This is a genomic window from Desulfogranum mediterraneum DSM 13871 (genome assembly GCF_000429965.1).
In the GTDB taxonomy this organism is placed as follows: domain Bacteria; phylum Desulfobacterota; class Desulfobulbia; order Desulfobulbales; family Desulfobulbaceae; genus Desulfogranum; species Desulfogranum mediterraneum.
On sequence record NZ_AUCW01000013.1, the window covers coordinates 43,642 to 69,258 of the forward strand.

At 60.5% G+C, this 25,617-nt stretch carries 14 protein-coding genes; 10 read left to right on the forward strand and 4 right to left on the reverse strand.

Annotated features, from left to right (window positions below; all coding sequences use genetic code 11):
• Window positions 1–187: 187 nt before the first annotated feature.
• From G494_RS22150 to G494_RS0105855, 8 genes are all read left to right on the forward strand, one after another.
• The gene (locus G494_RS22150) at window positions 188–5,413 is read left to right on the forward strand and encodes a RecQ family ATP-dependent DNA helicase (RefSeq protein WP_051305435.1); all 5,226 of its coding nucleotides are present in this window, start codon (window positions 188–190) and stop codon (window positions 5,411–5,413) included.
• A gap of 254 nt (window positions 5,414–5,667) precedes the next feature.
• Window positions 5,668–6,264, forward strand: a complete 597-nt coding sequence (locus G494_RS0105815) for a manganese efflux pump MntP (RefSeq protein WP_028583772.1) — start codon at window positions 5,668–5,670, stop codon at window positions 6,262–6,264.
• 226 nt (window positions 6,265–6,490) lie between these two features.
• Entirely contained in the window at window positions 6,491–7,933 is a 1,443-nt protein-coding gene (locus G494_RS0105820) for a DUF3375 domain-containing protein (RefSeq protein WP_028583773.1), read from the forward strand.
• Entirely contained in the window at window positions 7,897–8,547 is a 651-nt protein-coding gene (locus tag G494_RS0105825) for a DUF4194 domain-containing protein (RefSeq protein WP_028583774.1), read from the forward strand. The genes G494_RS0105820 and G494_RS0105825 overlap by 37 nt, the downstream gene beginning before the upstream one ends.
• Window positions 8,547–11,921, forward strand: a complete 3,375-nt coding sequence (locus G494_RS0105830) for an ATP-binding protein (RefSeq protein ID WP_028583775.1) — start codon at window positions 8,547–8,549, stop codon at window positions 11,919–11,921. Before G494_RS0105825 ends, G494_RS0105830 begins: the two co-directional genes overlap by 1 nt.
• Complete coding sequence (locus tag G494_RS22155) at window positions 11,918–13,102, forward strand: DUF3322 domain-containing protein (RefSeq protein WP_035245617.1); 1,185 nt, start codon at window positions 11,918–11,920, stop codon at window positions 13,100–13,102. Before G494_RS0105830 ends, G494_RS22155 begins: the two co-directional genes overlap by 4 nt.
• A 179-nt stretch (window positions 13,103–13,281) precedes the next feature.
• Window positions 13,282–13,695: an SWIM zinc finger family protein gene (locus G494_RS0105850; protein ID WP_028583778.1), complete on the forward strand. Its 414-nt coding sequence runs from the start codon at window positions 13,282–13,284 to the stop codon at window positions 13,693–13,695.
• Window positions 13,686–14,684 (forward strand): helicase-related protein, encoded by a 999-nt coding sequence (locus G494_RS0105855; RefSeq protein ID WP_028583779.1) that lies wholly within the window; start codon window positions 13,686–13,688, stop codon window positions 14,682–14,684. Before G494_RS0105850 ends, G494_RS0105855 begins: the two co-directional genes overlap by 10 nt.
• A gap of 143 nt (window positions 14,685–14,827) precedes the next feature.
• Here the strand turns inward: G494_RS0105855 and G494_RS25195 are convergent, their stop codons facing one another.
• The 4 genes from G494_RS25195 to G494_RS22170 all read right to left on the reverse strand — a co-directional run bounded on the left by G494_RS25195 (window position 14,828) and on the right by G494_RS22170 (window position 21,234).
• A complete protein-coding gene (locus G494_RS25195) occupies window positions 14,828–16,546 on the reverse strand; it encodes an HD domain-containing phosphohydrolase (protein ID WP_051305436.1) in 1,719 nt (572 codons plus the stop codon).
• Between the two features lie 22 nt (window positions 16,547–16,568).
• Window positions 16,569–18,281 carry an HD-GYP domain-containing protein gene (locus G494_RS25200; RefSeq protein WP_051305437.1) on the reverse strand — a complete coding sequence of 571 codons (1,713 nt, stop codon included), beginning with the start codon at window positions 18,279–18,281 and terminating at the stop codon, window positions 16,569–16,571.
• Window positions 18,282–18,284: 3 nt separating this feature from the next.
• Window positions 18,285–19,805 carry a cyclic nucleotide-binding domain-containing protein gene (locus G494_RS0105870; protein ID WP_028583780.1) on the reverse strand — a complete coding sequence of 507 codons (1,521 nt, stop codon included), beginning with the start codon at window positions 19,803–19,805 and terminating at the stop codon, window positions 18,285–18,287.
• Window positions 19,806–19,932: 127 nt separating this feature from the next.
• Complete coding sequence (locus tag G494_RS22170; RefSeq protein ID WP_084456474.1) at window positions 19,933–21,234, reverse strand: OmpP1/FadL family transporter; 1,302 nt, start codon at window positions 21,232–21,234, stop codon at window positions 19,933–19,935.
• Between the two features lie 495 nt (window positions 21,235–21,729).
• Here G494_RS22170 and G494_RS0105885 point away from each other — a divergent pair, with 495 nt between their 5' ends.
• Both G494_RS0105885 and G494_RS0105890 read left to right on the forward strand, forming a co-directional pair.
• Window positions 21,730–22,596 (forward strand): D-amino-acid transaminase, encoded by an 867-nt coding sequence (locus G494_RS0105885; RefSeq protein WP_028583781.1) that lies wholly within the window; start codon window positions 21,730–21,732, stop codon window positions 22,594–22,596.
• A gap of 104 nt (window positions 22,597–22,700) precedes the next feature.
• Complete coding sequence (locus tag G494_RS0105890) at window positions 22,701–25,553, forward strand: bifunctional diguanylate cyclase/phosphodiesterase (RefSeq protein ID WP_035245619.1); 2,853 nt, start codon at window positions 22,701–22,703, stop codon at window positions 25,551–25,553.
• Window positions 25,554–25,617: the final 64 nt, after the last annotated feature.

The following is a 25,617-nucleotide window of genomic DNA, read 5'->3' on the forward strand; positions in this document are numbered from 1 at the left end:
ATCCCCCTTGCGTTCTGATAGTATGGAATTTTCCCTGCCTTTCCCTGCCCTTTGTTCCTTGCTCTTTGCTCTTTACTCTTGGTAACATCCTGGCAGAGGAGTTTTTAAAGGCGACTTTCCAGCTCCTTAGCCGCCGGGAAAGGCTTTTTCCGTTTTTTTGCCTGTCGGCAGCGCAGAACAGGGATCCATGGACGCCGAGTCAGAAAATTTTCAACAACGATGCCTGCTCCTTGATCTCGAGATCAACGAAGACAAGGTCATCTACTCCATTGGCGCGGTCCTGGGTGAACAGAGCGTGCAGAGCCCCGTGGGCAGCGCTGTTGCCCCAAAAATTCTGGCCGAACTCGACCGCCTTGGCCAGGAGGCGGACTACCTGCTGGGTCACAACATCCTCAACCATGACATTCCCTGCCTCAGGGAGGCGGCCCCCGGGCTTTCCCTCCTCCAAAAACCGGCCATAGACACCCTCTACCTCTCCCCCCTGGCCTTTCCGGCCAACCCCTATCATCGGCTGGTCAAGAACTATCAACTCGTCCGGGACAGCATCAATGACCCGGTCCAGGATGCCAGGCTGGCCGGCAGGGTCTTTGCCGAGCAGTGGGCAGCCCTGAATGCCCAGCTGGCCAAGGGAATGGAGGCACCGCTATTCTATCGCAGCTTCTTCCACCATGACCCCTCTCTTCTGGGCACAGCCCAGGCCCTGGCAGCCATGGGCATTCCCCTGCTCCAGGGAGAAGAGCTGCTCCAATCCTTTGCCGGCTTTGGCCGCAGCCATGCCTGTGCCACGGCCGTGGACCGGTTGGTGGAGGAACTTGACCAGCTCCGGGACTATCCGCAGCTGGCCTATGTCACAGCCTGGTTGACGGTGGCCGGCGGCAACTCGGTCCTGCCCCCCTGGGTACGGCACCACTTCCCCCGGATCGGACCCATCCTGCAGCGTCTCCGGGCCCACAACTGCAGGCAACCCGATTGCGACTACTGCCGCAGCCACCATAATCCCCGCCACTTCCTGCACAACTTTTTCGGTTTTGAACAGTTCCGCCCCCAGCCCGCGGACCAGGAGGGCAACAGCCTCCAGGAGGTGGTGGTTGCGGCCGGCGCCGATAACCACTCCCTCTTGGCCACCCTGCCCACCGGCGGCGGTAAATCCCTCTGCTACCTCCTACCCGGGATCATGCGCTACCAGCAGCGCAACCTGTTGACCATTGTCATCTCCCCGCTCCAGGCCCTGATGAAGGATCAGGTGGACAACGTCTCCGAGCAGACCGGGACCACAATCGCCGCAGCCCTCTACGGGATGCTGACCATGGTGGAGCGCAGTGCGGTCCAGGAGGCCATCTGTCTGGGCGATATCGGCATCCTCTACGTCTCCCCGGAACAGCTCCGCAACCACTCCTTTATCTCCACCATCAGCCAGCGGGAGATCGGGGCCTGGGTCTTTGACGAGGCCCACTGCCTCTCCAAATGGGGCCATGATTTCCGGCCCGACTACTTCTATGCCATCCGCTTTATCCGCGAGTTCGCCCAAAAGGCCAAGACCGCCATCCCCCCGGTGCAGTGCTACACGGCAACGGCCAAGCAGGACGTCAAGACCGAGATCGTCGACACCATCCAGCGTCAGCTCGGCCTCCAGGTCCAGCTCTTTGAGGGTGGTCATGAACGATCCAACCTGAACTACGAGGTCTTTGCCTCGGACAGCTACAGCAAAGAGCAGGTCATCCTGGAGCTGCTCCGGGAACGCTACCAGGGCGAAGGCAGCGTGGTAATCTACTGCGCCACCAAGAAACACTGCGAACAACTGGCAGCATCACTCCAGGGGGCCGGGTATCGGGTCGAACCCTTCCACGCCGGCCTGGAGAACAGCCGAAAAAAACAGCTCCAGGAGGATTTTATCCAGGGCGAACTGCCCATGATCTGCGCCACCAACGCCTTTGGCATGGGCATTGACAAGGAGGATGTCCGCCTGGTGCTCCATGCCGATATCCCGGGTTCCCTGGAAAACTACCTCCAGGAGGCGGGTCGGGCCGGGCGTGACCGCCGACAGGCCGAGTGTATCCTGGTTTTTGCGGAACAGGATATTGAAAAGCAGTTCCAACTGGGGGCCCTCTCCCGGCTGAGCAAGAGAGAAATCAGCCAGATCTGGCGGGGCATCTCCAAGGCTGCCAAGGACGGCGACAGGGTCGTAATGACTCCGGGCGAACTGCTCCGCCAGGAGGTGGTGGAACTCAACCCGGAAGAGCTCTATGATGGAGACACCAGGGTCCGGACCGCGGTGGCCTGGCTGGAGCGGGCCGGTTTTTTAGAGCGCAATGAAAACAACACCAGGGTCTTCCAGGGAAAACCGCTGGTCAGAAACCTTGGGGAGGCAGCGCTAAAGATCGCGGAGCTGGACCTGTCCCAACGCCAGCAACAGCGCTGGCTGGCCATAGTCGCTGCCCTGATGGACCGGCAGCGCCAAGACGGTTTCAGTGCCGATGAACTGGCCGGGCTCTCCGCCTTTGCCTGCGGCGAAGATGAGCCGCCTGACCAGACCGAGACCCAACGGGTGATGAAGACCCTCCAGGACATGGCGGAGCAGCGCATCCTTTCCAAGGAAACCACCATGACGGCCTTTGTCCGCTACAAGGTCCGGGATCACAGCGCCAAACGGCTCCAGCGGATCTGCGCCCTGGAGCGCGACTTTCTCCGGCTCATGGTGGAAGAGGCACCCGAGGCCGAGCCCGGGCTGGCCCTGGAGCTTGATCTGCGTCAACTCAACCAGCGCTTACTGGACCGGGACAACCCGGACTGTACCCCGGAGCTCCTCAAGCGCCTGCTCCATGGTCTGACCCGGGACGGCCGGGGAATCGCCGGCCAAAGCGGCAGCCTGATGCTGCGCGCCAGGGGCGGACATCGCTTTACCCTCTCCCTGCAGCGGGACTGGCAGGCGCTAAAGACGACCATGAAGATCCGCCAGCAGGCCGCCCAGATCGCCCTGAAGGTGATCCTCCAAGCCATTGCCCCCACGGAAAAGGCCAATGGCTCCCTGCTGGTGGAGTTCAGCCTGGAAGAAATTATTGCAGCCCTGGGCCAGGACCTTGCCCTCCGCCCCCTGCTCAGAAAACCGCTGGCTGCAGCCGAGCGGGCCCTGCTCTTCATGCATGAGTTGACCATCCTGGAGCTCCAGCAGGGCCTGGCCATCTTCAAGCAGGCCATGACCCTCCAGCTCCAACCGCAGCCCAAGGGCAGGCGCTACTCTGCTGCCGACTTTTCGCCGCTCAAGACCCACTACAGTGAGCGTACCTTCCAGGTCCATGTCATGAACGAGTATGCGCGCCAGGCCCTGGTCAAGATCAGCACAGCCATGCGTCTGGTGCGTTCCTACTTTGACGACGACAAGGAAGACTTTATCCGCCGCTTCTTTCCGGGCCGAAAAACGCTGCTGGAACGGGCCACCAGTGAGCAGTCCTATCAACGGATCGTCGAGGACCTGGCTAACCCGCACCAGGCCGCCATCGTTGCCGCGCCAACGGAGCAAAACATCCTGGTCCTGGCCGGTCCCGGTGCCGGCAAGACCAGGGTCGTCACCCACCGGGTGGCCTACCTGCTCCGGGTGGAACGGATCAGGCCCCGCTCCATCCTGGTGCTCTGCTTCAACCGCAGTGCCGTGATGAGCCTGCGCCGGCGCCTGGGGGAGCTGGTGGGCGATGACCTGGGACGGGTCACCACCCTCACCTTCCATGGCCTGGCCCTCCGCCTGACCGGCCGTTCCCTGGCGGCTGGGGTCCGACAGCACGGGGAGGAGATCGATTTTTCCCGGCTGATCAGCGAGGCCATCCAGCTGCTCAAAGGTGAGAGCCAGGCCCTGGACTTCGGCGACACCTCTCCCTGGGATACCCTGGTGGGCCGCTTCAGCCACATCCTGGTGGACGAGTACCAGGACATCGACGAACAGCAGTACCAGCTGGTGGCCCTGCTTGCCGGCAGAGACGGGAGCAGGCAGGAGCCTGAACAAAAGCTGACCATCATGGCCGTGGGGGATGACGACCAGAACATCTACCGCTTCCGGGGCGCCAATGTGGACTTTATCCGCAGGTTTAAAGAGGACTATCAGGCCGAGGTCCATTATCTGGTGGAGAACTACCGCTCCACCGCCAACATCATTGCCGCCGCCAACAGCCTGATCAGCCACAACCGTGACCGGATGAAGAGCGACCACCCCATCCGGGTGAACCAGGCCAGGGAGACCCTGCCTCGGGGAGGCAACCTGGAGCGCAACGACCCCCTGGTCCGGGGCAGGGTCCAGCTCCTCCAGGCAGCCGATCCCCGGGAACAGGGCTATGGGCTGCTGGCGGAGCTCCGCCGCCTGGAGGGGCTGGAGAGCGGCCTTGACCTCGCCGGCTGTGCCGTTCTGGCCCGGGAGTGGCAGCAGCTTGACCTGCCCCGCTCCCTGCTGGAGGCAGAGGGACTGCCCATCAACCTCCACTGGGGCAGTGGCAGCGGCTTTCCCAGCCTGGCCCGGATTCGGGAACATGCCCTGGTCCTGGAGTATTTAGAGCAGCACCGCCTCCAGTCCCTCGCAGCCAGCCAACTGCTCCTGCTGCTCTCCGGGCAAAAGAGAGAAGAGAGTGTCTGGCAAGACAACGCCAGACAACTCATCAGGGAGTGGCAGGAGGAGAGCCATGACACGCCCCAGCCGGTCTCCCTGATCCAGGATTATCTCTACGAGGCCCTGGCCGACCAGGGCCGCTCCAAGAACCTGAACAACGGCATCTTTCTCTCCACCATCCATTCGGTCAAGGGACTGGAGTTTGACCATGTCTTCCTCCTGGGCGGACAGCGGCAGGGGCTTCAGGGAGCCGAGCTGGAGGAGGAGCGTCGGCTCAGCTATGTGGGGATGTCCCGGGCCCGCCGGAGCCTGAGCCTCTTTGCCCTGGACCAGGGGAACAATCCCCAGATCACGGAGCTGGACAGAGACCTTGGCAGGGAGACCCTGTGCAGACGGCGCCTGTCTCCTGTGGCCAAGTCCGCTCATCCGGAATACCACTATCAGCTGCTGGGGATGAAGGAGCTGTTCATCGACTTCGCCGGTTTCCGCCCCCAGGGCCATCCCGTACGCAAGGCCATAGCCGGGCTGCAGAGCGGGACCCTGCTCACCGCCCGCCGCCAGAGGGAGCAGATCGAACTGCTGGACAGCAGCGGGATAGCGGTGGCCCGGCTCTCCAGGGCCGCCCGGATGGCCTGGTGGGAGCAGCTGGAGGAAATCAGCGAGATCCGGGTAGTGGCCCTGGTCAGGCGCTACCTGGAGGATATCCGGGAGCCCTCCTTCCAGAAACGCTGCCACGGCCCCTCCTGGGAGGTACCCCTGGTGGAGATCCGCTCCAGCTCGAGGCCTTGGCCAGAGCACCCGTGCAGCCCCGCACCTCCCCTGTGAGGGATGGCTGAGGCCCGCCAACGACTCCACCCCCTGGACCTCTTGGCTGACCCACCCAAGGGTCTCCGCCACCGCCCTTAGCCAGGTTGCCGCCTGCAGCCTGCCCCCTGCTATCGTTGGCCGAAAATGGGATTTCTGCTTGCCAAACTGAACCCTCCCCCTGTACAAAGGGAGCCTTCACCATCAGCTATGGCAGCCTTGAACAGTGGGACGATTCAAAGCTGCCCTCTCCATGAAGCTCAGCTGGAGCAGTTATGCCCTTGCTCACCATTCTCGGTATTGCCGTGGCCCTGGCCATGGATGCCTTTGCCGTGGCCATCGCCACCGGCGTCTGCCTCAAGCAGGTCAGTGTCCGCCAGACCTTTCGCCTCTCCTGGCACTTTGGCCTGTTTCAGGCCATGATGCCCGTCATCGGCTGGGGCCTGGGCGCCTCTATCCAGGGCTATATCGCGGCCTATGCCCACTGGCTGGCCTTTGTCCTCCTGGCCCTGGTCGGTTCCAACATGCTGCGGGAGGCCCTCGCCCTGGAGAAAGAGCAGGAGGGGGCTGCCGACGCCCCCCCCAGGGACGCCACCCGGGGCATGACCATGGTGTTCCTCTCCGTGGCCACCAGCATCGATGCCCTGGCCGTGGGCCTCTCCATGTCCATGCTCCGGGTCTCGATCTTCTACCCGGCCCTGATCATCGGCCTGGTGGCCGGGGCCTTTACCATCATCGGCCTGCACCTGGGCAAACGGGTCGCCCGCCTGGGCTGGATCTCCCTCTGGGCAGAGCTGGCCGGCGGCCTGGTCCTCTGGCTGATCGGCCTGAACATCCTCCGGGAACACGGGGTGTTTGCGGGATGGTTCTAGCCCCCTCCTTTCAGCGCCACGTTCCCCATATACCCTGGATAGGTCAGGCTGCCATTGGCCGACAGGGAAAAACAGACTTCTTTCAGGATCCCCTTTGCATTTGGTTCATTTCAGGCTACAATTAGGCTCTGCATCTCCGCTTACCGCTCTCAACTGAGTGCCCTGGGGCTGCCGAAGATACTTTTTTTCCGCTGCTGCCCGTCCCTTAGCTGATCTTGCCCCTGTCATGAGTCTGGACTTTGATACCCTCACCTCCATGCGCAAGCACCATCCTGCCTGGAGACTGCTGGTTGCCGATCACGCCCCCCTGATCATCAACTTTCTCAACCGGGTCTACATCCGCACAAACGTCCGTAACCTCTCCCAGAGCGAACTCGTCTCCAAACTGGAGGATGAGCTCTTTTACCTCCGGGAAACAGAAGGGGAGGAGCGATATCCGCGCCCTGCCGCCGACTACCTGGAAGAGTGGGCCCAGAACGAGAAAGGCTGGCTGCGGAAATTCTATCCCCAGGGCTCGGACGAGCCTGCCTTTGACATCACCTCAGCCACCGAAAAAGCCATTGGCTGGCTGGAAAGCTTGGTCGCCAGGTCCTTTGTGGGTACGGAATCGCGGCTGATGATGGTCTTTGAACTGTTACGCCAGATGGTGGAGGGGGCTGAGGCTGATCCTGAAAAGCGGATCGCCGAACTGAAAAAGAAACAGCAGGAACTCGAGCAGGAGATCGAGCGGATCAAAAACGGCAGCCTCAGCCGCTTGAGCGACACGGCCCTGCGGGACCGGATCCAGCAGGTGGAGAGTACGGCCAGGGAGCTGCTGCGGGACTTTCGGGAGGTGGAACATAACTTTCGCCGTCTGGACAAGGCGGTACGGGAGCGGATTGCCACCTGGGACGGCCGCAAGGGCGAGCTCCTGGAAGAGATTCTGAGTGAGCGGGATGCCATCGCCGACTCGGACCAGGGGATGAGTTTTCAGGCCTTCTGGAACTTCCTGATGTCCTCCAGCCGCCAGGCAGAACTGAGCGCCATGCTCGAACAGGTACTGGAGCTCCAGGCCATCCAGGAGCTGGAACTGGACCCCCGCCTCAAACGGATCCACTATGACTGGCTGGAGGCCGGCAGCCATACCCAGCGCACCGTGGCCAAGTTATCCCACCAGTTACGCCGCTACCTGGACGACAAGGCCTATCTGGAAAACAGGCGAATCATCGATATCCTCCAGCAGATCCAGGGAAGCGCCCTGGATCTGCGCCAGAATCAGCCCAAGGGCACCTTCATGGAGGTGAATGAGGCTGCAGCGACCATCACCCTGCCCTTTGAGCGTCCCATGTACAGCCCACCGGTCAAACCGATCATTGCCGCCGAGGTGGTGGAGGCGGATTCCTCCTCCATCAGTACCGAGGTCCTGTTTGACCAGTTTGTGGTGGATCGCTTACAGCTGGAACGACAGATCAAAGGCCTGCTCCGCAGCCATGATCAGGTCTCGCTCCGGGAGATCATCCAGGCGTATCCGCTGCAGCAGGGTCTGGCCGAACTGGTGACCTACCTCTCCATTGCCGCAGAGAGCAGGACCGCGCTCTTTGACGAAGAACAGCCGGAAACCATCCTGTGGCAGGAGGAGGACGGCAGCAAGAAATGCGGCACCATCCCCAGGATCATTTTCAGTCGATGAACAACCAGGACACCCCACAACCCTCCGGTATCTCCCGAGTCGTCATCACCCTGATGAAGGGCGTGCTCTACCAGGAGGCGGATCCCCATCTCTGGCAACAGCTGCTTAGCCTCCAGGCCCAGGTGAGCGAATATGTTGCCGTGCTGGGACTCGCTCTGCTGGTTGATGAGGCGGAAGGCTATGCCTTCCTGCGCCATCGCGAACCCGAGGGTGAGGAGGAACCGCTGCCCCGACTGGTGGGACGCCGGCAGCTCTCCTACCCGGTGAGCCTGCTCTTGGCCCTGTTACGCCATAAACTTGCCGAATTCGACGCCTCGGGCGAGGACAGCCGACTGATCATCTCCAGGGACGAGGTGGTGGAGATGGTGGCCACCTTTCTGCCGGTGGGGGTCAATGAGGCAAAATTCGTCGATCGGATAGATGCCCATATCAACAAGATCGCAGAACTTGGTTTTATCCGCAGGCTGCGGGGCAAAGAAAACATGATCGAGGTCCGACGAATTCTCAAGGCCTTTATCAATGCCCACTGGCTCAATGAGATGGATCAGCGGCTGAAGGAATACCAGCGCCATTTGCAGCAGGAGCTCCCTCCGGCTGAAGGGGAAAACGCGTGATGCAGATCCAGAACCCCCTGTTTGATCTGGTGGCCAGCGATGCTGCCGCAGGTTTTCGCCTGGAACGGTTGGAGCTCTACAACTGGGGCACCTTTGACCAAAAGGTCTGGACCCTCCATCCCCGAGGGGCAAACTGCCTGCTCACCGGGGATATCGGCTCCGGCAAATCCACCATCGTCGATGCCGTGACCACTCTCTTTGTCCCTGCCCAGCGGATCGCCTTTAACAAGGCGGCTGGTGCGGAAAAGAAAGAACGCTCCCTGCGCTCCTATGTCCGCGGCTTTTACAAGACCGAACGCAGCGAGTTCGGCAGTGCCGCCACCCCGGTTGCCCTCCGCGACCACAACGACTACTCTGTCATCCTGGGAGTCTTTTTCAACCAGGGCTATAACCAGCAGATCACCCTGGCCCAGGTCTTCTGGTCCAAGGATAAGCAGGGTCAACCGGAACGCTACTATCTGGTTGCCAGACGCCCCCTCTCCATTGCCGAAGATTTCTCCCGATTTGGCTCGGATCTCGGTAAGCTGCGCAAACGGCTGCGGGGGACCAAGGGGATAGAACTCTTTGACAGCTTCACCCTCTACTGCGCCGAGTTCAGAAGACAGTTCGGGATCAAGAGCGAGCAGGCCCTGGAGCTCTTTCACCAGACCGTCTCCATGAAATCCGTGGGCAATCTCACCGATTTTGTCCGAGCCCACATGCTGGAGGCCTTTGATGTCCAGGCCGATATCAGCGCCCTGATCGCTCACTTCGATGATCTCAACCGGGCCCACCAGGCCGTGCTCAAGGCCAAGGAGCAGATCCGCCAACTGACCCCCCTGGTTGAAGAGTCCGCCCGCCACCAGGAGCTGGCCGAAACCACTGGCTCCCTTCGCCGCAGCCGTGACGGCCTGCATGCCTATTTTTCCGAACTCAGGACAGAGCTGTTACACAAACGACTCCGCAAGCTTGGGGAGGAGGCCCAGCGCCTCCAGCAAAAGATCGCCGCCATTGAACGCCAAAAGAGTGCGCAGGCCGGCAAACGCGATGCCCTCAAACAGGCCATCGCCGAAAATGGCGGGGATCGCCTGGAGCAGCTCAAGGCTGCCATCGAAGCGGCAACCAGCCAAAAAAAATCCAGAAAAACTCGGGCAGAGCGATACAACGAACTGGCCCTTGCGGTGGACCTGGCCCCGGTCGAGAGCGAAGAGACCTTCCTGAACAACAGCAGCGAGCTCCCCCGACTCTCGGCTCAACATGCGGCAAACGCCAACGAACTCCAGGAGTCCATCACCACAGAGGCGGTACAACTGGAGCGGCGGCGGGAACAGCAGCGTGAGCTGGATCAGGAACTCACCTCGCTGAGGGAGCGGCAGAGCAATATCAGCGCCAAGCTGATCCGCATCCGTCAGGGACTCTGTGCAGCCCTGGAGCTTGAAGAAGAGCAGATGCCCTTTGTCGGGGAGCTGCTCCAGGTCCGGGAGGAGGAATCCGCCTGGGAAGGGGCAGCGGAACGGGTCCTCCATAACTTCGGACTCTCCCTGCTGGTCCCGGAGCAACACTATTCCGCGGTGGCATCCTATGTGGACCGGACCCATCTCCAGGGACGCCTGGTATACTACCGGGTCCGCCTGGAACAGCTCCGGCCGGCAGAGAGCTGCGGCCCCCAGTCGCTGGTCCACAAGCTGGCAATCAAACCAGACTCCGAGTTCTCTCTCTGGCTGGAGTATGAGCTGAGTCGCCGCTTCAATTATAACTGCTGTGAGGACCTTGAACAGTTCCGCCGGGAGAAGCAGGCCATCACCAGGGCAGGCCAGATAAAGTCCGGCGGCCGGCGCCACGAGAAGGACGACCGCCACGGCCTCAACGACCGCAGCAGGTTCATCCTGGGTTGGAATAACCGCCAGAAGATGGCGGCCATCGCCCATGAGCTCGGTCAGTGTAAAGAGCTGATTCAGGAGATCGCAGCCAGGATCAGCAGCTTCCAGCAGCTGCTGAGCAAGGTCCAGGAACGGCTGAATACCCTCCGCCTCCTGGACGAGTTCCGCGAATACCATGAGCAGGACTGGCAACACGAGGCCCGCAAGATCCATGACCTGGTGCAGGAACGGCGGGCACTGGAATCGAGCTCCGATACGCTGGCAACCCTGAACAGACAGCTGGACACGGTGGAAGCGGAGCTGCTCAACCTGGAGAAGAAGGAGCGGCAGTTGCTTGGTCGGGCCGGTACCCTGGAAGAAAAACAGCGCCAGGCAGGCAGCGAGCTTGAGCAGTGTCGCCTGGCCGTCGAAGAGGTCAAGGAGGAGGAGCGTCCCACCCTCTTCGGCTCGCTCGACTCGGTGCGGGAAGAGGCCCTGGGCCCCCACCAGCTCTCGGTGGAATCCTGTGCCAACCGTGAACAGGAGATGCGCTCCTGGTTCAAGGCTAAAATCGACCGCAATGACGGCCGACTGCAACGCTTGGTCAACCGGGTCACTGCTGCCATGCACAGCTACTGCAACCAGTTTCCTGCAGAGACCCAGGAGGTGGATCGCAATATCGAGGCTGCCTTTGAGTATCAACAGATGCTGGCCGCACTCAGGGCCGACAACCTGCCCAAATATGAACTCCGCTTCAAGGAACTCCTCAACCAGAACACCATCCGTGAGGTGGTCCGCTTCAGGGCCCGCCTGGACCAGCAGAACCAGACCATAAGGGAGCGCATCGAGCAGATCAACACCTCCCTGGCCGCCATCGAGTATAATCCGGGTCGCTACATCGAGCTGGAAAATGCCGTCAGCCGGGATACGGAAATCCGCGACTTCCGCAGGCAGCTTAACGCCTGCACCGAAGATAGCGTAAGCGGCTCTGGGGAAGAGCAGTATGCCGAACATAAATTCCATCAGGTCCGCCAGCTGATCGAACGTTTTCGCGGCCGGGAGACCCTCAGCGAAATAGACCGAAGGTGGGTGGCCAAGGTGACCGATGTCCGCAACTGGTTCTCCTTTGCCGCCTCTGAACGCTACCAGGAGGATGGCAGTGAGTTCGAACACTATACCGATACCGGCGGCAAGTCCGGCGGCCAGAAGGAAAAACTGGCCTACACCGTCCTGGCTGCCAGCCTGGTCTATCAGTTCGGCCTGGAGCGTGACGAGATCACGTCGAGGAGCTTTCGTTTTGTGGTAATCGACGAGGCCTTTGGCCGGGGCTCGGATGAGTCGACCCGTTACGCCCTTAAACTCTTCAAGGAGTTGAACCTCCAACTGCTGATCGTCACCCCCCTGCAGAAAATCCATATCATAGAGCCCTATGTTGCCTCGGTGGGCTTTGTCCATAACGAGGGGGGCAGGGAGTCCCAGCTGCGCAACCTGACCATAGAGGAGTATAGGGAAGAGCGGGAGGCCAGAGCCGGGTGAACGCTTGGACCGGGACAGGGGATATCCGCAGAAAACTGGAACGCGAATGGGAGCAGGGAAAGATCCTGGCCGCCAGGTTAGGAGGGGATTCTTCCTATCCGCGGAGGATTCCATTAAAAGGGCCCCAGGCAGGCCAGTGGGCCCTGGAGTACGATGCAGCCAGGGCCTGGGTTGCAGCGCTCTCCCAGGGGGAAGAGGAGGGTGGTTTTACCCTGGAATGGCAGGAGGTGAACCTTCGCCGACTGGGCCGCAACAGGATCCCCAAGGCGCTGCTCTTCAGCTCTGAAGAATCACTGCTCCGCTTTATCAACAAGGATAAGGCAGCGACTCGCTTTGATCTGCTCTCTGCTCAAATCCTGGCCCAGTTTCCGGAACTCCGGTCCTGGCTGGAGCGACGCCCTCTGGTCGCCCTCCGACACCACCGGGAATGGCCGCGGCTCCTGGCCGTTATCCACTACCTCAAGGCGCATCCCCACCCGGGGATCTACCTCCGCCAACTCCCCATCCCGGAGGTGGACACCAAGTTCATGGAACAGCATCGAAAGCTCTTAGCTGAACTGCTGGATCTGAGCCTGCCCCCTGAGCTGATTGACCGGAACGCCACAGGCGCTGCAGGGTTCTGCCAACGCTACGGCTTTCTCCCCAAACCGGTACAGCTTCGCTTTCGGCTGCTCGACCCCAGGCTCTACCTCCACGGCCTCTCGGACCTGCAGATCCCGGTGACTGACTTCGGCCGCCTAGAGCTTGCCGTGGACCAGGTCTTTATCACCGAAAACGAGATCAACGGCCTGGCCTTCCCTGAGGTGGAGAGGGCGCTGATCATCTTCGGGCTGGGATTCGGTCTGGAGCGGTTGGCCGGGATCGACTGGCTGGTCGACAAAAAGATCAACTACTGGGGCGATATCGACAGCCACGGTTTCGTGATGCTGGACCAGCTCCGCGCCGCCTTCCCCCAGGCACGCTCCTTGCTCATGGACCGGGAGACCTTACTGGCCCACCGCCCGCTCTGGGGCCGGGAAAAAAGACCCAGCAGACGTGAGCTCAAGCGCCTGACCCATGGGGAAGAGGAGGTCTATCAACTGCTCCTCCATGATCAACTCGCAGAAGCACTCCGCCTGGAGCAGGAACGGATCGCCTTCCCTGCGGTGGTAGAGGCCCTTGAAAGACTGGGCGCTGCTTAGCTCTGGGGTTGCCTCCAGGGGAAATTTTCCGGACTGCAGGAGCAGAACGTACCGATTTTGAGGCCTTGCTCCCGGTTCCGAGAGGCCGGTCTCTGCAGACTCGACAACATTACACAATGGTCGCTAACACATCTTTCATTTTACCCCTGTGCATGCCTAACTCTTGAGGACTATCCCTTATGCCCACCTCCTATACCCCAGCCAATGAAGATATTTTTTTCTTTGACCGAGAAGACCTCCAAGCCCTTGCTGACCAAGAGCTCATCGGCCAGGGGCTGCGCTGTTTCCAGGATCACAGGGTCCTGGAAATCGATCAGGATGAAAACAGGCTTTGGGCACGGGTGGAAGATGAGGAGTTCTCTAGCTTTCCCCTGGATATCCAGATTGCAGTAAATGAGGAGGCACAGCTTTTCTTTTCCTGCGACTGCGAACCAAGCCTCAGCGGAATCTGCCTCCATCAGCTGGCTGTCCTTTTTGCCTATGCCGATAAACGCCAGGAAATGGACGGCCTGCTCTCCGCCGTGGACACCGCCATCAAGGACCGGATCAAACGGGCCAAATCAGAGGTGCAGGTTGAGGCGGAGTGGGGCTGAACCTGCAGAGCGGTTCCGCCCTGATCAATCTGGACGTCCCCTGGAACCCGGCTGTACTGGAACAGCGCAACGGCAGGATTCATCGCCTGGGCCAGACCAGAACAGTCCAGATCATTACCATGGTGGCCCAGGACTCCTATGAAGAACAAGTCCTGAACCTGGTGGGCAGCAAGCAGAATCTGTTTGATAATGTGGTCAGGGAAGATGCCAGCGAGGACATGGTCGGCATCTCCAAGAAACTGCTGGAGACCCTGATTGAGGAGCTGGCAGTGCCCGATGAAAGCGAATCCGCCGTCCCTGCCGGGGAGGCGCCCGGGGAGACCGAGTCTGCAGCCGTTCAAAAGGTGAAACAGCGTGCGCAGGTCCCGCGGGATACCCACCTGGAGGAGGAGATCCGCTGCTGTATCGAGCGACTACAGGAACAGCTTGGCTCCAGGATTGAACGCATCCTGGGGGCCCAGGGGGGTCTTATTGCCGTGCTCGACCAGGTGGACGAGGCGGCCGAAGGCCTGGCCGTGGAATTATCGGCAACCATCCCGGTGGCCCTGATCGATCATCTCGCCCTCAAAGGCCTGGCCAGGTTGGCTGGGGCCTCACCGCTTGCAGGGGCCGAGACCTATTTCCTAAAGGATCAGGAAAAGGATCAGAAAGAAGAGGCAGCTGGACCGAGCAGACTTGTCGCCCTGGCCAGGGAAAAGCTGGAGGCGGCAGGGCTGGTCTTCAACCAGCAGTTGGAGAGCGTTGCCCTGGAGCTGTTGTTATCAGCCCTGCTGGCCAAGGCGGCCGACCTGGCCGGATTGAACCTCCCTCCGGAACCATCGGCGGCCGCTGTCTGGCTCTACAGCGAGGCTCTGCCCAACAAGATCTTGACCCAGGATGAAGCCGGCCTGATCATGCGCTGCCAGGGACTCTGCCAGGCCAGCACCGTACCCAGGGAGTTGGTGGCCCAACTGCTGGAAGAGGCCGGGCAGCTGCTGGAGGAGGCCTGAACCGGGGGCCAGCCTCTGCCCTTTGTCCTGGGAAGAAACCGACCCGGATGAGGCTGGAAGAGGCAGCCCCTGGGATCCTGCCAGCTGACCGAGAGCTTGATCTTCAAAAAAATATACGGGCCGTAGCGAGACACCTCCTCTGCTCAGCCTGACCGCTGCGGCTTCCCTGGAAACGCCACCCCCTGCTCAGTCTCATCACCGCTCTCCTGGTACTGCGCCATCTCCTGTTCGCAGGCCATCAGGGCCCTGATAATGACCGGATCAAAGCGGCTGCCGCTCGCCTGCTGCAGCCACTCCAAGGTGGCTCGATACGCTTCCCGGTCATCCTTCTTGCCGGCTGTCCTCACCTCGTAGGCATAGGCTACCGCCAGAATACGCGCCTCCAGGGGGATATCCTCACCACTGAGGCCATGGGGATAGCCGAGACCATCCCAATCTTCATGATGAAAGCAGGCAATTTTCTTGGCAATGGTCAGAAAGCTGCTGCCATGCCCTTCGGCCTCCATCTCCTTGATCACCTCTCCACCGGCCACGGTGTGCTGACGGATGGTATCCCGTTCCAGCTCTGTCAGCGGGGTGCTCTTCCTGAGCAGGGTATCGGGAACGGCCACCTTGCCGATATCGTGGAGGATCGATGCCTGATAGAGGTCCTTGACAAAGCCGGGGCTCAGCTGCCGGCCATAGACGGAATCCCGGGCCAGTTGACTGGCAAGGATCCGACAATACTCCCGGATCCGTTCCAGGTGACGCCCTGAGCGCCCCTCCCGGTACTCGGCAAGCTTGGCCAGGGCCAGGATGGCCGCCTCTTCGGTCTGGCGGATGGTTTCCAGGCTGCGGAGCAACACCTTTTCCAACTGGAGTCTGACCTGGATATCCCTGAGAATCAGCTGCACCCCGACCACCTCTTGCCGGCGCCGCAGCACAGCCCCCTTAATCTCCATGAACATCCGCTGTCCCCCCTGGTGGAGCAGGGGCAACTGACAGGGTGCACACTCCTCCTCTCCCTTGAGCATTCCCTGGAGTGCCTCCCGGAGGTCTCCCTGGGACTCCGGCGGCAACAGCGCAAACAGGGTGCGATGACCATCGATCACCCCTCGGCCGAAGTGACGGAGAAAGGCCTCGTTGGCCCGGAGCAGCACCCCTTGCGGGTTCACCAGGACCACATCATCCACCAGGCTGTTGAACAGTACCTGGTAGCGTTGTTCAGAACGACGCTGCTGGGCGGTTCGCCGCCTGACTTCCTCTTCCAAACGCAGAGCCTCCTGCTCCAGGGCCTGGGCGGCCTGCTCCTTTTCAAGGCGAAGGCGCAACTCCTCTTTCCGACCGCTGGTCTCCGTATGACTCTGGGTGGCGGCAATACAGCTGAAACAGAAGAGAAAGAAAAAATTACTGAAAACCTCTGAAAATTCAGCAGACTCTCCCCCAAAGCCGTTGAGCACGGTCAAGAGGTAAGCGCTGATAAGGAGGAACCCGCTGCCCAGGGTCTGCAGCGGAGTCAGAGGGGCCAGGGCCGTATAGATGGTCATGACCACGATCAGGCCCACATAGTAGGGGGAGAGGCTTCCCCCCATCTTCCTGATCATCAGCAGAGCCACCAACCCGGCAAGGATGTAGGCCAAGAGGCCGAGCTCCCGAAACCAGCGTCGCCGGCGGTCATAGTAGTTGGCCAGGAGCAGCACCATCCCCAGGCAACAGGCCAACGCACGGTAGCCCAGGAAGAGAAAGAAGTAACTGGGAGCGATAATATAATCGAGCAGGCTGAAGCCGACCATCATGGCCAGGCCCAGGAAGAGAATCAGGTAGACCCGCCGGTGGTGCAGCTCCCTCAACTCCGTCAGATATCGTTCCTGATCCCATGCCATGGTCCCTCTCCTCTGTTCCCCGCTAGCTCGGTTCATTGAGCAGCAGCTCCTTGCGCACGGTCCTGAAACGTTGCTCACTGGCAACAAAGGCGTCCACCACCAGCGGATCAAAATGACTTCGGTTCTCCCTGCAGATCAGCTCACAGGCATACTCATGGGAGTAGGCCGGTTTATAGCTTCGGCTCGAGGTCAGGGCATCATAGACATCGGCCACGGCCACGATCCTCGCTGCCAGGGGGATGGCTTCGGCCCGCAGCCCGTCGGGATAGCCTGAGCCATCCCACCACTCATGATGGCTGCGGGTGATCTCCTGACCCATGGTCAGGAAGGAGCCTCCCCCGGAGCGTTGCTCGGCATCTTTGAGGACAAAACTGCCGATCTCACAGTGCTGCTCCATGATCTCCATCTCGGCCGGGATCAGACGGCCTGGTTTGAGCAGGATCTCATCGGGAATGGCCACCTTGCCGATGTCGTGCAGCACTGCGGTACGATAGAGGTCCACCAGGAAGCTCTCGCTGATCTTGCCCTGCAGGGAAGAATCCACCCTCAGCTGCTCAGCCAGCAGTCGGCAGTATTCCCGCATCCGATGGAGGTGGGCCCCGGTTTCCCCGTCCCGGCATTCGGCAAGATGGGCAAGCCCGAAGATCGCCGCCTGTCTGGAGGAATCAAGCAGTTGCCGGGATTCCAGTACCCGCTGCTCCACCGCCTTGATCACGCTGATATCGCGGATGATCAGTTGATAGAGGGGGTACTGCTCCACCTCCTCCCCTACCCTGGCCCCGCTCAGCTCCACCTCGATGAGGTCCTGGCCGTCAGTCTGCAGCTGCAGCTGTCGACCGCTGACCTGGAGGCCGGTTTCCAACCGCTTCAGGATACCTGCAGACCGCTCCCGGCTCCGCTGATCGTAGAGAAACTCCGACCAGGATCGCCCTCTCAGGGAGGTATCGTCGGCCGCCAGCACGGCTGCTGCCCTCCTGTTGAACCGCCGGATCCGCCCGCCTGCATCGATGACCAGGATCAGGTCATCGATGGTCTGATAGAGATCCTTAAAACGGAGTTCCGTCTCCTCCTGCTGGCGCATCCGCTCCTGGACCAAGCCCTCCAGGTTGCCGGTATACTGACGCAACTCGGCGGTAAGCAGACGCAGACGTTTCTTGGCTGACAGGGAGTGGAGCTGGGTGCGCAGGTCATCCAGACTCTGGATCGCGGTCACCCCGACAATGGCAAAGAAGAAGAAGGTGTTGTTCAAGCCATAGCGCAGACTCTGCTCGTCCAGGACTCCGCCGCTGCCGACGACCACCGTGACCACGTAGACCAGATACATGGCCGTCCCCAAGCCGACGGCCTCCACAGCGCTGAGGGGCAATACCGAAATCCCGCCGGCCATCATCAGGATGATCCCCACATAGTAACCTGAGACAAAACCGCCCAGCTGGACCACCATCAGCGAGATGGTCATGGTTCCCAGGAGCATCCCCAGAACCATCAAGCCGCGGACCAGGCGCATGCCCAGGGGCTGCCCCAGGAAGACCAGCAGCAGCAACAGGATCACCACAAAGCTGAGACGGTAGAGACCGAACAGAAGCACCAGCTCAGGATAACAGGTGAAATCAAGGACAAGAAAGAGGGAAAAGAAGATTACCCCCAGCCAGAGACAGACCCGGCTTCTCCGGTAAAAGAGCAGATCCAGCTCGGCTGCCAGCCTGGCGGCATCACCATCGCCCGGGCCTGCCATGGCCTACTCCTTCCTGGCCATGGCAAAGAGGTTCACATCCTGTCGCTCGGCAAGGATGGTCACCTGATCGCCAAAAGGGGTGGGGGCAAAGAGCTCCCTGAGTTCCTCGGCACTGCGGTAGATCAGCTCCCAGCGGAGCAGCTTGTCCAGAAACAGGGAGTCATCATAGAAGGCAAAGTTGCCCAGCAAGAGGGTACCGCCAGGCTTGAGGTGCCTGTGGCACTGGCTGACCAGGGCCCTGAACAGACGGGGTTCGAGGTAATCGCAGAGCCCGGCGGAATAGATGATATCCTGGGGCTCGATGTGGTGCCGCACCCGTCCCAGGGACCATTTGATCACATTCTCACTCATCAGCCGGACCGAGGCCCGATGGGGAAAGACATTGACATGCTGGTTGGTGTAGCGCAGGGCATCGGAGTCGATGTCCACGCAGAGGGCCTCCACCAGCTCGCTGTAGTCGCAGGCTGCCAGGAAGTCAAACAACTCGCGGTTGGGTCCGCAGGCCAGGTTCATGATCTTGGTGCTCTTCCCCAGAGCCGCCCGCTCGCCGCTTAAACGGGCCAACTCTGCGGCAAGGAGCCGGCGCCGCCCCCGGATGGCCAGGGAACCTGGCCGCTGGAGACAGAAGCGGTCGATGATCATGCCCAGGGTACCCTCCCCTGCCGGTTGATCGGCATAGATGTGCTCCATCATCAAAAAATCACCGGCATAGCCCTTGGGCTTAAAGTAAGCACGCTCGGCAAAACGGCTGCGCATGAAGTAGGGGAAGATCTCTTTAAAGACATAGCCCCACATCACCTGCTCATAACCGCTGCCGGCCATGCTCTTCTGAAAAAGCGGCAAGGTCTGGTTGAGTCTGGTCAACACCTGATAGCAGCGCGCTTCACACTCCGGATCCTCTTCCCCCAGGGCCTCCTTCTGCTGGAGTTCATGGGAGAGGTTAAACAACTCGGCCTTGAACCCCTCCATCCGACTGCTGACCCCGTGCCAGAGCTCGGAGTGCATCAGAGAGACCGGCAGGGGTCTGGACTGGGCATAGCGGCCGGACCTCCGGCTGGAGAGGGATTCGGCATAGCCGGCAAGAGGTTCCCGCTCACCGGCGATCCTCCTGAACTTATGACAGATCTTCCGGGTGATACTGTTCAGAAAGCGCATGTAGAGCTGGGGATCGGCAGCCTGCAGCTCTGCCATCACCCGCTGGTTGAACATGGCGATCTTGGCCCCTTCGGCTGCCTTGATATCCCGCACCCTGGATTCACCGTCAAAAAAGCCGATCTCTCCAAAGAACTCGCCCTCACCGATCAGGGCGACGGTGATCCGGGTGTCATGGGCATCGGTGTAGCTCACCTCAACGCTGCCCCTGTTGACATGGTAGAAGGCATCGGCAACGGTCTCCGGGGAGAGGATGGACTCACCCGGGGCAAAGGCCAGCTGAACCGCGTGGTCGAGTACCGCGGCCAACAGCTCCTGATCATCCTGGTCGGCAGCAACCGCATGAGAGGTGGGGACAGGATCTGGTTTCATAGAGGCTCCATACCATGGCAAAGGGTTCAGGCCGCCCCCTTGGAGCGGCGCCGAAAAAAGGGCAGGACGAAATGTTCAAGGCCGGGGCCCAGCCGAACCATAACCATCAAAGGTTCTCCCCGGCTGTTTAAAAAATCCTGCTCAGGCCAAGGGTGAGGGCATGGGCTCCGCCCCCGCTAAAGGTCCCATCCACTCCGGCGATGCCGGCTGCCCCGGGATTGGTCAGCGAACGATTCTTGGTATGATGATACATATAGGAGAGGCCGATGCTCAGCTGCTGACTGTAGTGATAGCGGATCCCCAGGGAGTAGACCAGCGCATCGGCGTCCGGCAGCTCAAAGCCCAGGGTTTCGGCTGGGACAGGGGTTTCTTCCAGGGCAATGCCCAGGGTGGTGGTCAGCCGATCGCTCCAGTCGTACCAGATCCCCAGCCTGAAGGCATCGCTGTCCTGCCACTCTTTGCTCAGAGGCAGGTTAAAAACCGCCAAAGGCGGGCTGGTGATGGCCTGGTCAAAGTTGGTGTCGATCTCCTTGAAAACCGACCAGAAGGTTCGATCCCAGACCAGCTCGACGGTCAAGTCCTCCCAGGTCCAGGCAGCAGCCACGGCCCAGACTGCAGGCAGGGGAACGGCCAGGGAACCGCCGCCGCGGTAGCGGGCTGCGCTTACCGATCCGGCCAGAGCCTGGAGCAGGGCCTCACCTTCCAGCTCCAACTCCACCTCGGAACGATAGGTGGTAGCCAGGCGGAAGCCGGGATTGGGCTGAAAACTGACAGCCAGGTTGTAGCCGTAGTCAAAGCCATCACCATCCAGTGAGCGTCCCAGGCTGGAGAGGGGCGCGATCTCTGCCCCGGGTGGGTTGGTCACCAGGTTCTCCACCTTGCCCCGGCCATAGAGCAGCCGCAGCCCTCCAGCCACGCTGAGGGACTGGTTGATGCTGTAGCAAAGGGTGGGGTTCGCTTCAAAGACCTGCAGCGAAAAGTCCCGGGCCGACATCCTGGGATAGGGTTGCTCCCACTGCTTGGCCAGGCCAAAGGGAGCGGTCAGCGAAAAAGCGAATCTCAGCTCGTTATACCGGGGCGAGACCAGGTGGAGCAGGGGGAGCACAAAGAGCTCCTCTGCAGAGCTGCCATCCAGCAGCGGGGAGCGGCGATCACTGTAATCGATTGCAGGCAGCTGGAGCAGGGTCAGGCCCGCCTCTGCCTGAGCCCCTTCGCTCAGCAGCCCCAGGTTGGCGGGGTTGTAGTAGGCGGCATCGGCTCCAGGGGTGTAGGCGACGTGGGCCCCGGCAAGGCCGACGGCAGCAGCCGACTGATTGGCGATCCTAAATCCTGAACAGTGGGCCGATCCGGAGATCAAGAGGAGAACAAGGGCCGTCAACCAGCCAAGTTGCAGTTGGAGAAAAATAGTGTTTTCTTGAAGAGTAGGCATAGGGGTAGACCACGGCTGCGCGAAAGGCCACCTTGACCTTGATCGAAAATCTCATTTTCCAAGGCACCCTAAAGAAAAAACTCCCCCTCCTGGACAGGGCCGACAGGTGACAATTGGCCATCCGGGACAGAGCTTTGCTCTTATTATGCGTCAAAAACGTGGCTGAAACAAGCTCTTTTCCTGGATCTGGCAGAGCTGCCGGCCATTTTTCCCACCACTCCAACAACCGGGACTTCAGTTACCAACAACACCTGATCCTGACCAGGGCCTACCGGCCCCAGCGCTCCTCTGCCTCGTGGAGGAGCCATTTTCTCCGACTCCGGCCACTTCAGTCTTGACAGCCCAGGGAAGATAATGCGACTACTAGAGTATGAATCATCGTCTCCTGCCTTGATATCCTTAAGCAATTGGCACAGAGCACCATGCCCTTGGGAAAAACGCAGCAACAGGAGCAGAGAACCAGGCCCAACCACCCATATCTTCACAGGATCACCCATGCCCCGTATCGTCTATGTCAATGGCCGTTATCTCCCTGAACACCAAGCCACGATCTCCATCTTTGACCGCGGCTTCCTCTTTGCCGACGCAGTCTATGAAGTCTCGGCCGTGCTCAACAATCGTTTGATAGAAAACCGGAACCACCTCCGCCGACTGCACCGTTCACTGGACGAACTGGCCATGGACTCGCCCCTGACAGACCCGGAGATTGTTGCGGTCCAGGAGGAGTTGATCCGGCGCAACGAGCTCCGCGAAGGGGTCGTCTATCTTCAGATCAGCCGCGGCGCAGCTGACCGGGACTTTGTCTTTCCCACCGGGGCACAACCCACGATGGTTGCCTTTACCCAGGTCAAGCCCCTGCTCTCCTCTCCCCAGGCCGAGGAGGGGATCTCGGTGATCACCACCCCGGATATCCGCTGGGGTCGACCGGATATCAAGACCGTCGGCCTGCTGGCCTCCAGCATGGCCAAGATGCAGGCCCTCCAGGCGGGAGCAGACGATGCCCTACTGGTGGACAGCGAGGGCTACATCACCGAAGGCTCGGCCTGTAATGCCTACATCGTCACCACGGACAACACCATTGTCACCCGTCACCTCAGCCAGGCCATCCTCCCGGGGATCACCCGCAGTTCGATCCTGGAGCTGGCCAGGGAGGCCGGCCTCTCCATCGAGGAACGTCCCTTCTCGGTTTCCGAGGCCCTGGCAGCCAGAGAGGCCTTTGTCACCGGTTCAGCCGCCTTTGTCCTGCCGGTGGTAAAGATTGACAACCGGCAGCTCAACCGCGGCAGGCCAGGCCCCCTCACCACCAGGTTACGGAAGCTCTACACCGAGAGGGCCCTCCGGGAGGCAGGGGAAAGGGATTAGGCGATCAGGCTTGAGCGCTGATCCAAGGCCCCCTGCTGGTTGGCCTTGCTCCCCCCTCTTCTCTGCCGATGCTCTCCCCTGCTGAAAGGATATTGATCTCGATTATGAAGATACTGAACAGATTCTCCATCCGGACCAAGCTGTTCCTGGCCTATAGCACCATGTTCCTCCTCATCTTCCCGCTGAGCTTTTCCCTGCTCTACCTCCAGTTTGAGCAGAGTCTGAGCAGCAACATTGAGACCGAGCTGCGTAAGGCCAACAAGATCATCGGCGACATGGTGGAGACCACCACCACGGTCTCCATCAGGAACCATCTCCGTGCCACTGCCGAGAATAACCTTCAGATCATCACCGCCATCCATAACCGCCACATCCGGGGCGAACTCAGCGCCCTGGAGGCCAAGCAACAGGCCACGGCCCTGCTCCGGAGTCAGACCATCGGCACCACCGGCTATATCTACTGCATCGACAGTACAGGGACCTTCCGGGTTCACCCCCGCAGCGGGGTCCAGGGAAAAAGTTTTGCCCATCGACGCTTCATCCAAGAGCAGGTCGCCCTGAAAACCGGCTACCTGGAATACCTCTGGAAGAACCCCAATGAGGCCAGCGAACGGTCCAAGGCCCTCTACATGTCCTACTTTGAACCCTGGGACTGGATCATCTCTGTTTCCTCCTACAAGGATGAATTCTTCGAGCTGATCAACATCGAAGATTTCCGCGATAAGATCCTGGATCTCACCTTCGGCACCAGCGGCTACACCTTTGTCCTGGACAGCCGGGGCGAGCTCGTCATCCATCCGAAAATCAGCGGGAACCTCTTGCAGACCAGTGATGCCGGGGGCGACTACATCTTCCAGGAGATGATCAACCGCAAAAACGGCAGTCTCTACTACTGGTGGCAGAACCCTTCAGAGGAGCTGGCCCGGAAAAAGTACGTGGCCTATACCTTTCTCCCTGACTTTGGCTGGATCGTGGCCTCATCCATCTATGCCGAAGAGGTATTCGCCCCCCTGGTCCGGGCCAAGAAACTCTTTGCCATCATCCTGATCTCCTCCCTGGTGATCACCGCCCTGGTCACCCTCCTGATCAGCGCCACCCTCCTGACCCCCTTAAACAGCCTGATCCGGCAGTTCAACCAGGGAGAGCATGACTGGACCATTCGGATGCCCCAGGATCGGAGGGATGAAATAGGCCGGCTGGCGATCAGCTTCAACCGCTTCATGGACAACCTGGAAGCCGCCAACCAAAAGCTCCAGGAGGAGATCATCATCCGCGAGGACAAAGAGCGGCAGCTCCATATCTTCAAGGAGGTGTTCAACAATATTGTCGAAGGGATCTGTATCACCGATGAGAGTGCCTGCGTACAACTGGTGAACCCCGCCTTTGAGCGCATCAGCGGCTACCAGGCCAGGGAAGCCGAAGGAGCGCACCTTGAACGCCTGAAATCCGACCAGGACGATCCCGATTTTTTCGCCGCCATCTGGGAGCAGCTCCGCCTGCAGGGCCACTGGTCTGGGGAGATCGTCAACCACCGCAAAGACGGGACCGTCTATCCGGAGCTCTTGACCATCAGTACCATCGAGAACCCTACGAGCCACGCCCTCCACTATGTGGCGGTGTTTCACGACATCACCGAGCTCAAGGAGAAAGAACAGCAGATCAGGCACCTGGCCTATCACGACCCGCTCACCAACCTGCCCAACCGGAAACTCCTGGGAGACCGCCTCGGCCTGGCCATTGCCCGGGCCAGGCGCAACAGCAGCCGCATCCTGATCCTCTTCATTGACCTGGATAACTTTAAGATGGTCAACGATACCATCGGCCATGCCATGGGCGACATTCTCCTCCAACAGACCGCCGGGCGGCTGAGGAAGGCCACCCGGCTCAACGATACCGTGGCCCGACTGGGTGGAGATGAATTCATCATCATGGTCCCGGACATCGAAGATCCCGCAGAGATCGAGGCAGTGGCCAAACGAATTCAGTCGATCTTCGACCAGCCCTTTCATCTGAACCAACAGGTCTTCCACATCACCTGCAGTGTGGGCATGGCCCTCTTCCCCGACGACGGCCTCACCCCGGACGAGCTCTTGAAAAACGCCGACACGGCCATGTACCACTCCAAGAGCCAGGGCAAGGACATGTACCACCTCTTTGCCTCGGAGATGGAGGAACATCTCCAGCGTCGGGTGATGCTGGGAGCCGCCCTCCGTCAAGCCGTGGAAAAGGATGAGCTGGAGGTCGCCTTCCAGCCCCGGGTCGACAGCAGGAGCGGGAGAACCATCTGCCTGGAGGCCCTGGCCAGATGGACCAAGGGTGACGGCACCAGGGTCCCGCCCAACATCTTCATCCCCCTGGCCGAAGAAAGCGGGCTGATCGTTTCCCTGGGCCAACGGATCCTTGAACGGGCCATCCGGGATTTCCAGACCATCGAAGAACAGACCGGGCGGCCCCTGCGGCTCTCGGTCAACGTCTCCTCCCAGCAGTTCAGCGACCAGGGGTTCCAGGAGATGCTCAGCACCTGCCTTGAGCAGACCGGGCTTTCCCCGGCCAAGCTGGAACTGGAGATCACCGAGTCGCTCCTGATGGAATCCAAGGATGCGGCCCAGCCCCTGTTGGCCTGGCTGGACCAACAGCAGATCATGCTGGCGGTGGACGACTTTGGAACCGGTTACTCCTCCATGGCCTACCTGAAAAAACTGCCTATCTCGGTGCTGAAGATCGACAAGTCCTTTATCGATGATATCCTCACCGATAGCGACAGCCGGACCATTGTTGAGACCATCATCCTCATGGCCACCAAGCTGAACCTGGGCTTGGTGGCCGAAGGGGTGGAGTCCCAGGAGCAGCTGGCCTGCCTGCAGAAGAGCGGCTGCAACGAGATCCAGGGCTACCTGTTCTCACCACCCCTGCCGACCGCAGCCTGTATCGACTTCATCAACAGCGAGCAGGGGTAGAGCGTCCTGCCGGGCGCAGCAGCCATGATCCGGGGACTCCCCTGGCCGGCAGCAGGCAGGGGTG

What these genes read in the sequence shown, in the direction of transcription:
- G494_RS0105890 (WP_035245619.1), top strand. Translation starts at nt 22,701, where the DNA reads ATGAAGATACTGAACAGATTCTCCATCCGGACCAAGCTGTTCCTGGCC.
- G494_RS0105885 (WP_028583781.1), top strand. Translation starts at nt 21,730, where the DNA reads ATGCCCCGTATCGTCTATGTCAATGGCCGTTATCTCCCTGAACACCAA.
- G494_RS0105825 (WP_028583774.1), top strand. Translation starts at nt 7,897, where the DNA reads ATGCGGCACCATCCCCAGGATCATTTTCAGTCGATGAACAACCAGGAC.
- G494_RS22170 (WP_084456474.1), bottom strand. Translation starts at nt 21,234, where the DNA reads ATGCCTACTCTTCAAGAAAACACTATTTTTCTCCAACTGCAACTTGGC.
- G494_RS0105850 (WP_028583778.1), top strand. Translation starts at nt 13,282, where the DNA reads ATGCCCACCTCCTATACCCCAGCCAATGAAGATATTTTTTTCTTTGAC.
- G494_RS22150 (WP_051305435.1), top strand. Translation starts at nt 188, where the DNA reads ATGGACGCCGAGTCAGAAAATTTTCAACAACGATGCCTGCTCCTTGAT.
- G494_RS0105870 (WP_028583780.1), bottom strand. Translation starts at nt 19,805, where the DNA reads ATGAAACCAGATCCTGTCCCCACCTCTCATGCGGTTGCTGCCGACCAG.
- G494_RS0105820 (WP_028583773.1), top strand. Translation starts at nt 6,491, where the DNA reads ATGAGTCTGGACTTTGATACCCTCACCTCCATGCGCAAGCACCATCCT.
- G494_RS25200 (WP_051305437.1), bottom strand. Translation starts at nt 18,281, where the DNA reads ATGGCAGGCCCGGGCGATGGTGATGCCGCCAGGCTGGCAGCCGAGCTG.
- G494_RS25195 (WP_051305436.1), bottom strand. Translation starts at nt 16,546, where the DNA reads ATGGCATGGGATCAGGAACGATATCTGACGGAGTTGAGGGAGCTGCAC.
- G494_RS0105830 (WP_028583775.1), top strand. Translation starts at nt 8,547, where the DNA reads ATGCAGATCCAGAACCCCCTGTTTGATCTGGTGGCCAGCGATGCTGCC.
- G494_RS0105815 (WP_028583772.1), top strand. Translation starts at nt 5,668, where the DNA reads ATGCCCTTGCTCACCATTCTCGGTATTGCCGTGGCCCTGGCCATGGAT.